Genomic DNA, 13768 nt, shown 5'->3' with positions numbered 1-13768 from the left:
AGCTTAAATCCTTTCGGGATTTTCCACGCGACGTGGATCGTCAACACCACCTGTATGGTCGGTGGTGGCTTTTTCAATCAGTAGAATGCTGCAAACCTCAGGCGCATAGGGCTTGTGCTCAACACCCTTTGGCACGATCACCATCTCGCCCGGCTCGACCCAGACCTGACGGTCGCGGTAGTCCATGCGGAAGCGGCCATCGACAACGAGGAAAAGCTCATCCTCGCCCTCATGCGCGTGCCAGACAAAGTCACCTTCGATCTTCGCCAGCTTCACATGATAGCCGTCAAGCTCACCCACAAGCTTCGGTGACCAGCGGTCACTGAAGCCCGTGAGTTTTTCTTTGAGATTTACAACGTCCATTCCAGCCGTCCTTAACCCGCCTGCTACTTAAAGCAGCATCGTGATCGGGTCTTCGATGTAGCTCTTGAAGGCGGCGAGGAACTCGGCACCCACGGCACCGTCCACGGCGCGGTGGTCACAGGACATGGTGCAGCTCATCACGGTCGCGACAGCAAGTGCGCCATCCTTGACAACCGGGCGCTGCTCACCTGCGCCAACAGCAAGGATCGCACCCTGCGGCGGGTTAATCACCGCGCCAAATTCCTTGATGCCGTACATACCGAGGTTGGAGATGGAGAAAGTGCCACCAGCATAATCCTCGGGCGCAAGCTTGCCGTCCCGCGCGCGGGTGGCCAGATCCTTGACCGATTTGGAGATATCGGCGAGGCCCATAGCGTCCGCACCGCGCACCACCGGGGTCACGAGGCCGCCATCAATGGCGACCGCGACGGAGATATCCGCACGCTCGTACCAGAACATCTTGTCACCAGCGAACTGAACGTTGGCGGCAGGTACTTTCTTGAGCGCAAGTGCAGTCGCGCGGATGATGAAGTCGTTGACCGACAGTTTCACACCGCTGTCAGCCAGCTTCTCATTCAGCACCTTGCGCTGCGCGAGGAGATTATCCAGCTCACATTCGATCGTCAGGTAGAAGTGCGGTACGTGCTGTTTCGATTCCGTCAGGCGGCGCGCAATGGTCTTGCGCATGTTCGACAGACGCTCTTCACGGTACGGGATATTGTCGTGCGGGCCGTATTCCGGTGCAGATGCGGGTGCAGCAGCAGCCGCTTTCGGCGCATCTTTGGCAGGCGCTGCGGCTTCGGCCTTGCCAGTGCCTTTTTCCATCGCCGCTTCAACGTCGCGTTTCACGATGCGGCCGTTCGGGCCGGTGCCGTCAACTGCCTTGAGATCAAGACCTTCTTGCGCGGCGATACGCTTCGCAAGCGGCGATGCTTTCACCCGGTCACCGTCCGATTTGGACGGCTTATTCTCGGCCTTCGCAGGCTTGTCATCAGAAGATGCTTTTGCTTCTTCCTTCTTCTCAGGCGCGGGTGCTGGCGCAGCCTCGGCCTTTTTGCCCTCGGACGGTACTTTTACGTCAGCGACGTCTTCACCCTCTTCCGCGAGCATGGCGATGATTTTGCCAACAGGCACATCGTCCGTACCTTCTTCAACAAGGATTTTCGCGACCGTGCCGTCGTCGATCGATTCAACTTCCATCGTCGCTTTGTCGGTTTCGATTTCAGCGATCACGTCACCGCTCTCAACCTTGTCGCCTTCTTTCACCAGCCATTTGGCAAGTGTGCCCTTTTCCATCGTGGGCGAAAGTGCAGGCATGAAAATTTCGATAGCCATGGTCTTTCCCCTTAATCCGCGTAGCAAACCGCTTTGGCGGCTTTTACGATGTCTTTTGCGTCCACAACCGCGGCTTTTTCGAGGTTGTTGGCATACGGCAGCGGCACGTCCGCGCTATTCACGCGGGTGACCGGTGCGTCGAGCCAATCGAACGCTTTTTCCATCAACTGTGCCGACACATCGGATGCGACTGAGCACTGCGGCCAGCCTTCTTCAGCGACCACGCAACGGTTGGTTTTCTTCACGCTCTCAATCACCGTCTCGATATCGAGCGGACGAATGGTGCGAAGGTCGATCACCTCTGCGCTGATGCCCTCTTCCGCCAGCATGTCGGCGGCTTTAAGCGCCTCGCCCACGGTAATGGAATAGCTGACAATTGTGACATCGCTGCCTTCACGGTAGATGCGTGCCTTGCCGATTGGCAGTACGTAATCGTCGAGCTCCGGTACTTCGAAGCTTTCGCCGTACATCAGCTCGTTCTCAAGGAACACAACCGGGTTCGGGTCACGGATCGCAGCCTTGAGGAGGCCCTTGCAGTCCGCGGCGTCATAGGGCGCGATGACCTTGAGGCCCGGCACGTTCGCGTACCATGACGCATAGTTCTGGCTGTGCTGCGCGCCTACGCGGCTTGCGGCACCGTTCGGCCCACGGAATACGATCGGGCACGACACCAGACCACCAGACATATAGCGGGTTTTGGCAGCCGAGTTGATGATGTGGTCAATCGCCTGCATGGCGAAATTGAATGTCATGAATTCGATCACCGGCTTGAGGCCCGCGAAGGCCGCACCAGCACCAAGACCGGCAAAACCGTGCTCGGTGATCGGCGTATCAATCACGCGCTCAGAACCAAATTCCTGCAGCAGGCCCTGGGTTACCTTATAGGCGCCCTGATATTCCGCCACTTCTTCACCCATGACAAAAACGTCGCCGTCCTTGCGCATTTCTTCGGCCATGGCATCGCGCAGCGCTTCACGCACCGTCAGCTTGACCATATTGGTGCCTTCCGGGATTTCCGGGTCCAGCAGGTTTTCGCTTGAGTGCACGGCACCCGCGAATGTGGTTTCCTGCTCGTCGGGGTCCTCCTTGGTGGAGGATGGGATTTTTTCTTCTTTTTTGTCAGACGCTTTGTCGTCTGACGAAGAATCAGCATCAATGTTTTTCGGGTCTTCACCCTCTTCCGCCACAATCGCGATCAGCTCGCCGACCGGCACATCATCGGTACCTTCAGCAACAACGATTTTCGCGATGACGCCTTCGTCAACCGCTTCCACCTCCATGGTTGCCTTGTCGGTCTCGATCTCTGCGATCACGTCACCGGATTCGATGCTGTCGCCTTCTTTTACGAGCCATTTTGCAAGTGTGCCCTTTTCCATCGTGGGAGACAGGGCCGGCATGGTGATTTTAATTGCCATGATTGGATGCTCCCTTACGCCAGCACATCGGTATAGAGTTCAGAAAGTTCAGGCTCCGGGCTTTCCGTCGCGAAGGTCGCAGCGTCTGCCACAATGGCCTTAACTTCCTTGTCGATATCCTTGAGCGCGGCTTCATCCATGATGCCCGCGTCGAGGATACGCTGTTTCACCTGATCGATGGCGTCGTGCTCGGCGCGCATCTTTTGCACTTCTTCCTTGGAGCGGTATTTCGCCGGATCGGACATGGAGTGACCACGGTAGCGGTAGGTCTTCATCTCAAGGATGAACGGACCCTCGCCCTTGCGGCAGTGTTCAACCGCTTCGTCCATGGCGGCGCGCACTTCAAGCACGTTCATGCCATCAACCTGCTTCCCAGGGATTTTGAAGCTTTCACCACGGCGGTGCAGTTCAATCTGCGAGGATGAACGGCTCACGCTTGTGCCCATGGCATACTGGTTGTTCTCGATGATGTATACGACCGGCAGGTTCCAGATACGCGCCATGTTGAAGCTCTCGTAAACCTGGCCCTGGTTCGCGGCACCATCACCGAAGTAGGCGACTGCAACATTATCCGACTTACGATATTTGGCAGCGAACGCGAGACCGGTACCGAGCGACACTTGCGCGCCCACAATACCGTGACCGCCGTAGAAGCCGCGCTCAGGGTCGAACATGTGCATCGAGCCGCCTTTACCACGTGAGCAACCGCCGGAGCGACCGGTCAGTTCAGCCATCACGCCCTTGGGGTCGGAGCCCGCGGCAATCATGTGCCCGTGTTCACGGTAGCCGGTGATAACAGAGTCGCCCTCTTTGAGCGCCGTCTGAATACCGACAACAACGGCTTCCTGACCAATATAAAGGTGACAGAAACCGCCGATCAGCCCCATGCCGTACATCTGGCCGGCCTTCTCTTCGAAGCGGCGGATGAGCAGCATTTGGCGATAGAATTCAACAAGTTCATCATTGGACGCTTCGTAAAGCGCCGGGCCCGAATTGCGGCGACGACTGCTGGCCGCCGGCTTTTTTGTAGTCTTTTTCGTAGTCATTTCGGCCTTCCAGATAAAGGTGCCAGAAACTGGTGTTGGCAGGATGCCCCGCGTGAGAACGCGTAGGCACAATGGATAGCGCCGATTTTAGTAATTTGCAATAGAGTATAACCCATTGAAATAATGGGATTTTATTTGATTAACTTGATTTTAGTTAATCAGCGCCCTGTTGCCGGAATAAAGACAATAACTTCGTCCGGATGGGTGAAACCAAGGCGCAGGCGAACCTGCTCTTCGAGCATGTCCGGGTCGATTGTACGGTTTGCGAGTTTCGCGGTGCGCGCTTCAAGCGCTGCACGTTCTGCGGCAACGTCTTCAGCGAGCGCAGACAGCTCCTGCTGCTGCACTTCAAGGCGCTTCAGCGCCGCAAGGCTATTGTCGCCCTGGAAAGCGTGGAATGCAAAATACCCGAACAGGAAAAGCCAAACACCGGCCATCCATGCCTGCCCAAGATACCTTGATATTTTTCCGACTCGTTTCATGATTCGAATCATCTCATAGGCGAATCAGGTGAGCAAGAGAAAAATGTGATTTTCGTGAAGATTTTCGCCCAAGAATCAAAGGCCTTGGCACAATGGCCAAGGCCTTCAAAAAGCGATTCTAACCCTTGAGGATCGAGCGACCCGCGTAGACCGCCGACGCACCCAGTTCTTCCTCAATACGGATGAGCTGATTATATTTCGCGAGCCGGTCCGAGCGTGCGAGCGAACCCGTTTTGATCTGGCCACAGTTCATGGCAACAGCGAGATCAGCAATCGTCGCATCCTCGGTCTCACCCGAACGGTGGGACATCACAGAGGTGTAGGACGCGCGGTGCGCCATATCCACCGCCTTCATGGTCTCAGACAGCGTGCCAATCTGGTTCACTTTCACGAGGATCGAGTTGGCCACGCCTTTCTCGATACCTTCAGCAAGGCGCGCCGGATTGGTCACGAACAGGTCATCACCCACGAGCTGCACTTTGTCACCGATACGGTCGGTCAGCATTTTCCAGCCTTCCCAGTCATCTTCGGCCATGCCGTCTTCGATGGAGATGATCGGGTATTTCGCAACGAGGTCAGCGTAATAATCTACGAGGCCAGCGCTATCGAGCGATTTGCCTTCGCCCTTGAGCTCATACTTGCCGTCCTTGAAAAACTCGGTCGAGGCCGCGTCGAGCGCGAGGTACACATCTTCGCCCGGCTCATAGCCCGCGCTCTTGATCGCCGCTACGATGAAATCAAGCGCATCAACGGTGCCGTTGAGGTTCGGCGCAAAACCGCCCTCATCACCCACGTTGGTGTTATGACCAGCGGCCGACAGTTTCGACTTGAGCTCGTGGAAGATCTCGGCCCCGATACGGATCGCGTCACGTACGCTGTCCGCATTCACTGGCATGATCATGAATTCCTGAACATCAATCGGGTTGTCCGCGTGTTCGCCACCATTGATGATATTCATCATCGGTACCGGCAGAACGTGCGCGTTCGGGCCACCAAGGTAGCGGTAAAGCGGCAGGCCACAGCTTTCTGCACTCGCTTTTGCCACCGCGAGCGAAACACCGAGAATGGCGTTTGCACCAAGACGGCCCTTGTTGTCTGTGCCGTCGAGGTCGCGCATGGCTTGGTCAATAGCCAGTTGGTCTTCACTTTCAAGGCCAACGAGCGCATCGAACAGTTCACCGTTTACGGCTTCAACAGCCTTCAGCACACCCTTGCCACGGTAGCGACCACCGCCATCGCGCAGCTCTACAGCTTCGTGGGCCCCGGTAGACGCACCGGACGGTACGGCAGCGCGACCAAACGCGCCGTCTTCCAGAATGACATCCACTTCAACAGTGGGGTTACCGCGGCTATCGAGGATCTCGCGGCCGATGATATCGAAGATCGCACTCATGGGCTTGTTCCTTAAATGCTGAAAAGGGGAATAAAGAATTTACGGGCGGATTGTTACCTGTTCATGCCCCCATTCGCAAGATCAAGCGGGATTTCCACTGGAAAAAGTCTCGCCCGGCACTAAAGTCGTGGCCAACAGGGAGGACAAGCCATGAAGAAATCCAATTTGCTGAAATCACTTTGCCTTGGCGCAACCATGCTGGTGGCACCTGCATCCACCGCGGATGATATGGTCAAGGCATATGTAGACGCCAACGCGCATCGGATCATGGCTGACTTCCGGGATTTCCTCTCCATGCCGAACGTGGCGTCCGATACGGAAGACATGATGAAAAACGCGCGCTGGATTACCGGCTATATCGGCAAGCGCGGGTTTGAGAGTGAGATAGTCTCCGCCGGCGGCGCACCCTATGTGATTGCCGAACGCAAAACCGAGGGCGCGACCAAAACGGTGCTGATTTATGCGCACTTTGACGGCCAACCAGTCGCGCCTGAGAATTGGGCCACCCCACCCTTCAGGCCAACCCTGCGGGACGGCATGGTCGAATCCGGCAGCAAGACTGTTGCGTGGCCCGAGGCTGGCGAACCCTTCAATCCGGAATGGCGCCTGTTCGCCCGATCCGCCGGTGACGATAAAGCGCCAGTGATCGCCCTTATGGCTGCCCTTGATGCGCTTGATAAGGAAGGCATCAGCCCCAGCGTCAACATCAAACTGATTCTGGACGGTGAGGAAGAAGCAGGCTCCCCCACCCTTGGGAGCATTCTTGAAGCGCATGGCGACAAGCTAGAGAGTGATCTTCTTCTCTTCTGTGATGGCCCCATGCACCAAAGCCGCCAGCGCCAGCTTGTTTTTGGTGTACGCGGCGCGATGACAGTTCACCTCACGGCCTATGGTCCCAAGCGGCCGCTCCATAGCGGTCACTACGGCAACTGGGCACCAAACCCCAATGACCGCCTTGTACATCTGCTTGCCAAAATGAAGGACGAGGAAGCGCGTATCCTGGTACCCGGCTACCTGGACGATGTGCGGCCAATCACAGAAGCCGAACAACAAGCCATAGACGCCCTGCCCCGTATGGACGAAGCGCTGAAGGATGACCTCGCGCTTGGTGACACCGACGGCGACGGGAAACGGCTTGAAGAATTGATCATGTCGCCTGCCATTGTCATCAAGGGTTTTGAAGGTGGCGGCACGGGTAAAAAATCCCGCAACATTATAATGCCGAGTGCAACAGCCTCGCTGAACCTGCGTCTTGTACCCGATCAGACGCCTGAAGGTGTTCAGAAGTCACTGAATGATTTCTTCGAATCCGAAGGCTTTTGGCTCACCGACAGTGACCCGACCGACGAGGAACTCAAGACACATGAAAAAGTACTCAAGGTCGAATGGGTGCCGGGTGGCTATGGCGCTTTCCGCAGCAATCTCGATAGCCCGGTCGCACAGAAACTTATCGGTATCCTGAACGATATTGACGGCAAGCCGACCCTGCTTACGCCAACCATGGGCGGCAGTTTGCCGATCTATCTGTTTGAAGAAGCGCTTGATGCACCGATTATCCTGCTGCCGATTGCAAACCACGATAATAACCAGCACGGACGCAACGAGAATATCCGCCTGCAGAACCTGTGGAACGCAGTGGCGGTCTATGCAGCTGTGCTAAAGGACTTCGGCAAATAGTCAGAGCTGATAGTTGTCCTCAAGCGCGTAGAAAAGCGAGCGGATGCGGGAGATGAAGGTGGCTGGGAGGTCACGGTTAATGCCCTTCTGCATCAGCACTATCTGTGCTTTGAGTTCGGAGAGTTCGGCACGTTTCTCTCTGCTTTCAGGCTCAACGTTCAGGCGGATTTCTGCCTCGCTGAGCAGCGCTTCAAGACGCGGTAAGGTCCACATCGGGAATGTTGCGGAATAGTCCCTGAGATCGAGAAGCGCATCATTCAGGTCGCGCCAGTTCATATTGGCGCCAAGCACCTGAAGTTCCTGCACCCTTATTTGAAGGCGCGTGCTTTCCTGCTGTTCACCCCTGATGAAGGCGTAGGCGCGGGCAGCAGCAAAAAACTGTGCCGACATATCGTATGCACCGACAGCCGCAACACCATGTGCAGCTTCAATATTAAGTGACATGATCATTGCTGGCGCTACGGTCTGGTTTGCTGCGATCGCTTCCTGCCATAAGGCAACTGCGCGACCTTTATCACGCGCGGCGCTGGCCGCGCGGGCACGGATCAGGCTGAACTGCGGCGTCAAGACCGCGACATCCTGATGGTACCGGTTCAGGTCCTGCCACACACGCTCGATATCCCGGTAGCGCCTACGGAGGGTCTCTTCGTCTTGCACATAGGCAAATTCGGCCACAACAGCTTCTGCATTCTGCCACGCGATTGCTGCGCGCTCCTCATCATCGGCGGCATATGAAACGCTGCTCAACATCAATGCTGCTGCGACTATCAAGGCGATCTGTCGGATCATGGCCCTATTCTCCCGAAACTCTCTAGGCAGGTATATTTTACCTCAGCACATCCAGAATGCAAAAAGGGGGCCGATTGGACCCCCTTCGCATAAAAATCTGATTTTCTTCGCTTAAACCAGCCGGCTCTGCTTCACCGCAGCTTCGACAAAACTTGCGAACAGCGGGTGCGGGTCAAACGGCTTGGACTTGAGCTCAGGGTGATATTGCACACCAATAAACCAAGGGTGCCCCGGAATTTCCATAATCTCAGGCAGTTCACCATCTGGCGACATGCCGGAGAAGAGCACACCAGCTTCTTCAAGCTGTTTCACATAGCCGATGTTTACCTCATAGCGGTGACGGTGACGCTCTGAAATCTCGGTCTTGCCGTAAATCTCGGCAACCTTGGAACCTTCCTTGAGACGCGCTTCATAAGCGCCAAGGCGCATGGTACCACCGAGGTCGGTTTCTTCCGTGCGCGTCTCGATGCTACCATCCTCGCGCACCCACTCAGTAATAAGGCCTACAACCGGGTTCTTTTGTTCTTCGAACTCGGTCGAGCCTGCGTCTTTGATCCCGGCAAGGTGACGCGCGGCTTCAATTGTCGCCATCTGCATGCCGAGGCAAATACCAAAATACGGGATACCGCGCTCGCGGGCAAACTTGGCTGCTGCGATCTTACCTTCCGTGCCACGCTTACCGAAGCCGCCCGGCACAAGAATCGCATCAACTTCCTCAAGTTGGGAGATCGCGTCTTCGCGTTCGAACACTTCGGACTCGAACCACTCAATCTTCACCTTCACCTTGTTGGCGATACCACCGTGGATGATGGCTTCGTTGAGCGACTTGTAAGCGTCCTTGAGGCCAGTGTATTTACCTACAACAGCGATGGTCACTTCGCCTTCCGGGTTCTTGATCCGGTCTACGATGTTTTCCCAAGGTGTCAGGTCAGGCTTCTGGCTGTGCGCAAGGCCAAATGCCTTCAGCACTTCAACATCAAGCCCTTCCTTGTGATAGGAAATTGGCACTTCATAGATGGTGCTGACGTCAAGCGCCGGGATAACCGCGGTTTCCGCCACATTGCAGTAGAGGGACATCTTGCGGCGTTCACCATCCGGAATAGGATGCTCGGACCGGCAAACAAGGATATCCGGCTGGATACCGATAGATCGCAGGTCGCGCACACTGTGCTGTGTCGGTTTGGTCTTCAGCTCACCAGCTGCAGCCAGATAAGGCACCAGGGTCAGGTGTACAAAAATCGAACGGCCCTTGCCAAGCTCGATCGAGAGTTGGCGAATGGCTTCCATGAACGGCGCGGCTTCAATGTCACCAGCGGTACCCCCGATTTCACAAAGCATGAAATCAATACCGTCCTGCTGCGCGAGCGCAAATTCCTTGATCGCGTCTGTTACGTGCGGAATCACCTGTACCGTGCCGCCAAGGTAATCACCACGGCGCTCTTTCGCGATAATCTGCTGGTAGATACGGCCGGACGTTATGTTATCGCTCTGGCGCGACGCAACACCCGTGAAACGTTCATAGTGACCAAGGTCGAGGTCGGTTTCGGCACCGTCGTCCGTTACATACACTTCGCCGTGCTGGTACGGGCTCATCGTGCCCGGATCCACATTCAGATACGGGTCAAGCTTGCGCAGGCGAACCGAATAGCCGCGAGCCTGCAACAAAGCACCGAGCGAGGCCGATAGAAGGCCTTTACCCAAGGAACTAACCACACCACCGGTAATAAAAATATAGCGCGTCATGAAGCCTCTCATTAATCCAAAAAGCACATGGCGACCCAGCAGCCTCAAGCTGGGAAGCGTCTACCAATACTTGCTTACATAAAGAGAAGCGGGGGCTCTTGGCCCCCGCTTTGAAGTCTCTTAACCTTCACCGTCCTCGGGAACGGTTGGTATTTCAGGAAGTTGGTTGCCCGTGTCTTCCTGGTTCTGCTCGACCGCGGCGTCAAGTACTGCGTCGTCGCCACGTTTGCTGGCAGCAAACCAACCAAGGAGGAGTGAGTTTGCAAGGAAGACAACTGCAAGCCATTTTGTGGTCTTTGTCAGCAAGTTGCCAGCGCCCCGTGCGGTCATCATGCCGCCCTGGCCGCCGCCAATTCCAAGCGCACCACCTTCAGAACGCTGGAGCAGAATAACTGCCACAAGCGCGATCGCGACAATCAGGTGGATGACTAGCAATACGGTTTCCATAAAACCTATCCTACAAACTCGTATGATCCTGACGACCGAGTATACTCAATCGGCCGACTATTCAAAGCGCGGTTTCTATCCCATGAAGGCGGCCTTTGCCAAGCTTAAATTATGGCCTTTGCCGACTTTCTTTCAAGATTGGCGCCTCAGTTCCGATAAGCGTCGATAATACCGTTGAAATCCGTGGCCTTGAGGCTTGCACCACCCACAAGTGCACCATTGACGTTAGCCGCCGCCATCAGTTCATGGGCGTTCGACGGCTTGACCGAGCCACCGTAAAGAATAGCGAAGCCCTCACCTGCGGCGCCAAAACGCTCATTCAGCGCCTCGCGGATCGCAGTATGCACTTCTGCCACATCGTCCGTTGTTGGTGTACGGCCAGTCCCGATAGCCCAAACAGGCTCGTAGGCCACGATGGTGTTCGAAGGCGTCGCAGCTGCAGGAAGCGAGTTTGCCACCTGCCCCAGCACTACATCGAGTGTGCGACCCGCATCGCGCTCCGCCTCTGTCTCACCAACACAGACGATGGCTTTCAGTCCTTCAGCATGCACCGCTTCTGCTTTTGCTTTCACAAGATCGTTGCTCTCGCCGTGATCTGCGCGGCGCTCTGAGTGGCCAACGATCACATATGTTGCACCAGCGTCCTTGAGCATCTCTGCAGAGATATCACCTGTATGCGCGCCGTTTTTGGCGGTGTGGCAGTCCTGCGCGCCGATGGCAATTCCTGCCGCCGAGGCGGCCGCAAAGGCAGCGACAAGCGTAAAGGGTGGGCAAATCAGAACGTCACAGTCCGCCGTGCCGCCTTCTTTAAGCAAATTTGCGAGCGCTTCAAGTTCAGCTTGGCTTGATGCCAAGCCGTTCATTTTCCAGTTACCTGCAACCAGAGCAGTCGGTTTCATATTGGGGCCTCATTATATTTTCTTTTAAGAAAGTTTTATGGCCGCGTGATTAGCAAATTGGCATCCCCTTGACCAGATTTTCCGGCCAGATCTATCGCAGTTAAATGGGCATGGTGGCTTACCTTAGCCGAATTCTGCTATTTCCCATGTTGCGAGTGCGAGAAAGCATGCTTATGATGCGCGCCCTAAAGCCGGTGGCGTGTTGCCACCAACAACCAATAATATAGCGTATTACCGACGGGAGCACGGGTGCATGCTGTTTAATCTTCGTGGGGCACTTGACTCAATCTTTGTGAAAGTTCTTCTGGCTGTGCTGATCGCCGCATTTGCGATCTGGGGTATCGGCCCTGGCATGCTTGCCGGGAACACAAGAACTGTTGCAAAAGTTGGTGATACGGAAGTTCCGACACAAGCGTATGCGAATGCGGTCCAGCGTCAGGCACAGCAACTGCAACAACAGTTTGGTGGCCAGATGAGCACGGACCAAATCATCCGTATGATGGGTCTTGATTATAACATCCTTAACCAGATGATCGGCGATGCCGCCATTTCAGAGCATATGCGCGAAATGGGCCTGCGCGCGACCGAAACGCAGGTTGCACAGGAAATTCGCTCCTTCGAGGCATTTCAGGCGCCGGACGGCAGCTTCAGCCCCGAAATGATGGAACGTGCGCTTCAGAATGCTGGTTTTACCAAAGACGAGCTTTACCGTGACCTGCGTCGTGGTGTTGCGCGCAACCAGCTTCTCGGTAGCCTTGGCGCAAGCACCCTTCTGCCGCGTTCGATGGCAGAACAGCTTTATGTCTGGCAAGCTGAGCGCCGCCGTGCAGCGATGATCAATTTCGCCGCTAGCGACATTGCAGAGATAGCTGAGCCAACCGCAGAGGAATTGCTCGCGCAGTATGAAGCGACCAAAGCGGCTTACATGACGCCGGAGCGCCGGAGCTACCGCTACATCATGCTGACGCCCGCGCAGTTCACCGACCAGGTTGAGCTGAGCGAGGACGACATTCAGGCCGCGTATGAAAACCGCGCCGATGAGTACATCACGCCAGAGACACGCGACCTGCTGCAAGTAAGCTTCCCGACCGAGGAAGAAGCCGTCGCATTTGCAGACAAAGTAAAAGCAGGTGCTGACTTTGCGACCACAGGCGCAGAAGAGACTGCTTTTACCACTGAGGAAATCTCTCTCGGCAGCAATACCCGCGATGAAGTTGCTTCCACGTTCAATGCTGAAACCGCTGAAACGGTTTTTGCGATGGATGAAGGTGCGGTATCCGCCCCAATCGAAGGCATCGCAGGCTGGAGCGTATTCAAGGTCGCCGGCATCACAGCAGGCTCCAACGTAGCGCTTGCTGATGTGCGCGACGAACTTGAACAAACCCTTCGCGCCGAGCACGCGGTCGACCTGATGTTCGACTATATCCCGACGCTTGAAGATGCCATCGCTGAAGACGGTAGCCTCAGCCCCGTTGCCGAGAAACTTGGCCTCTCTCTCGCAACTGTAACTGGCGTCGATGCGCAGGGCAAAAACGCGGCTGGCGACGCTGTTGTCACGCAGCAGAACGAATATGCGGTCATGCAGGATGCTTTCCAGCTTGAAATTGGTGTTGAGCCGCAACTCAAGGACATTGATCCGCGCGATAATACCAAAGGCATCTACCTTGTTGAACTGGCCGAAGTTCAGGAACCGGCTGAGCGTGCATACGAGGAAGTGGCTTCGCAGGTACGCACCGCTTGGGAAAATGACGCCCGGCAGCGCCGCGCAGGTGAGATCGCGGACGAAGCGAAGGCTCGCCTGATGGCTGGTGAAGATGCCGAGAAAATCGCAGATGAACTCGGTGGCACCTCCTTTGACGCCAAAAACGTCAGCCGTACCGCGGAAGGCAACTCGGGTCTGTCGCAAAACATCCGCCGCCTGATTTTCGACCTGCCGGTTGGTGAGGTTGATGCCGAGCGCGCAGCTGACGGCAACGGCTATGTTGTTGTGCGTGTGGACGGTGTTATGCCCGGCGAGCCTGCAAACAATGCCGCCGCTGTGGACGCTCTGCATGCGCAACTGACCGAACAGTTCCAAGGCGAACTGTTCCAGGAATATCAGGCGTATCTGCTCGACAAATACAAACCCGAGGTCAACCGCGCGATCGTGCAGCAGCTTTTCCGCAGCGAAAGCGAGTAA

Annotated in this window: 12 protein-coding genes; 2 read left to right on the top strand and 10 right to left on the bottom strand. The window is 55.9% G+C overall.

Features of this window, described 5'->3' with window-relative positions; all coding sequences use genetic code 11:
- Positions 1 to 3: 3 nt before the first annotated feature.
- The 6 genes from B150_RS0105690 to eno form a co-directional block, all read right to left on the bottom strand.
- A complete protein-coding gene (locus B150_RS0105690; protein ID WP_020398928.1) occupies positions 4 to 363 on the bottom strand; it encodes a cupin domain-containing protein in 360 nt (119 codons plus the stop codon).
- A 27-nt stretch (positions 364 to 390) separates the two neighbouring features.
- Entirely contained in the window at positions 391 to 1698 is a 1308-nt protein-coding gene (locus B150_RS0105685; RefSeq protein WP_020398927.1) for a pyruvate dehydrogenase complex dihydrolipoamide acetyltransferase, read from the bottom strand.
- A gap of 11 nt (positions 1699 to 1709) precedes the next feature.
- Positions 1710 to 3113: a pyruvate dehydrogenase complex E1 component subunit beta gene (locus tag B150_RS0105680; RefSeq protein ID WP_020398926.1), complete on the bottom strand. Its 1404-nt coding sequence runs from the start codon at positions 3111 to 3113 to the stop codon at positions 1710 to 1712.
- 14 nt (positions 3114 to 3127) lie between these two features.
- The gene (pdhA, locus tag B150_RS0105675; RefSeq protein ID WP_020398925.1) at positions 3128 to 4159 is read right to left on the bottom strand and encodes a pyruvate dehydrogenase (acetyl-transferring) E1 component subunit alpha; all 1032 of its coding nucleotides are present in this window, start codon (positions 4157 to 4159) and stop codon (positions 3128 to 3130) included.
- Positions 4160 to 4317: 158 nt separating this feature from the next.
- Positions 4318 to 4641, bottom strand: coding sequence for an FtsB family cell division protein (locus tag B150_RS19870; RefSeq protein WP_162139655.1), 324 nt, complete (start codon positions 4639 to 4641; stop codon positions 4318 to 4320).
- Positions 4642 to 4759: 118 nt separating this feature from the next.
- Complete coding sequence (eno, locus tag B150_RS0105665; protein ID WP_020398923.1) at positions 4760 to 6034, bottom strand: phosphopyruvate hydratase; 1275 nt, start codon at positions 6032 to 6034, stop codon at positions 4760 to 4762.
- Positions 6035 to 6184: 150 nt separating this feature from the next.
- On the opposite strand from eno, the gene B150_RS0105660 reads away from it, so the two are divergent.
- Positions 6185 to 7711, top strand: a complete 1527-nt coding sequence (locus B150_RS0105660; RefSeq protein WP_020398922.1) for a M20/M25/M40 family metallo-hydrolase — start codon at positions 6185 to 6187, stop codon at positions 7709 to 7711.
- Here the strand turns inward: B150_RS0105660 and B150_RS0105655 are convergent, their stop codons facing one another.
- The 4 genes from B150_RS0105655 to tpiA all read right to left on the bottom strand — a co-directional run bounded on the left by B150_RS0105655 (position 7712) and on the right by tpiA (position 11589).
- Positions 7712 to 8500, bottom strand: a complete 789-nt coding sequence (locus B150_RS0105655) for a hypothetical protein (protein WP_020398921.1) — start codon at positions 8498 to 8500, stop codon at positions 7712 to 7714.
- 111 nt (positions 8501 to 8611) lie between these two features.
- Positions 8612 to 10243 carry a CTP synthase gene (locus B150_RS0105650; RefSeq protein WP_020398920.1) on the bottom strand — a complete coding sequence of 544 codons (1632 nt, stop codon included), beginning with the start codon at positions 10241 to 10243 and terminating at the stop codon, positions 8612 to 8614.
- Between the two features lie 120 nt (positions 10244 to 10363).
- Positions 10364 to 10690: a preprotein translocase subunit SecG gene (gene secG / locus B150_RS19865; RefSeq protein WP_020398919.1), complete on the bottom strand. Its 327-nt coding sequence runs from the start codon at positions 10688 to 10690 to the stop codon at positions 10364 to 10366.
- A 146-nt stretch (positions 10691 to 10836) separates the two neighbouring features.
- Positions 10837 to 11589, bottom strand: a complete 753-nt coding sequence (gene tpiA / locus B150_RS0105640) for a triose-phosphate isomerase (RefSeq protein ID WP_020398918.1) — start codon at positions 11587 to 11589, stop codon at positions 10837 to 10839.
- A gap of 253 nt (positions 11590 to 11842) precedes the next feature.
- Here tpiA and B150_RS0105635 point away from each other — a divergent pair, with 253 nt between their 5' ends.
- On the top strand, positions 11843 to 13768 hold the full coding sequence (locus tag B150_RS0105635; protein WP_020398917.1) for a SurA N-terminal domain-containing protein: 1926 nt from the start codon (positions 11843 to 11845) through the stop codon (positions 13766 to 13768).

Origin of the sequence: Kordiimonas gwangyangensis DSM 19435 = JCM 12864 (assembly GCF_000375545.1) — a bacterium.
GTDB classification, from domain to species: Bacteria; Pseudomonadota; Alphaproteobacteria; order Sphingomonadales; family Kordiimonadaceae; genus Kordiimonas; species Kordiimonas gwangyangensis.
This window is presented reverse-complemented; position numbering and strand designations above follow the sequence as displayed.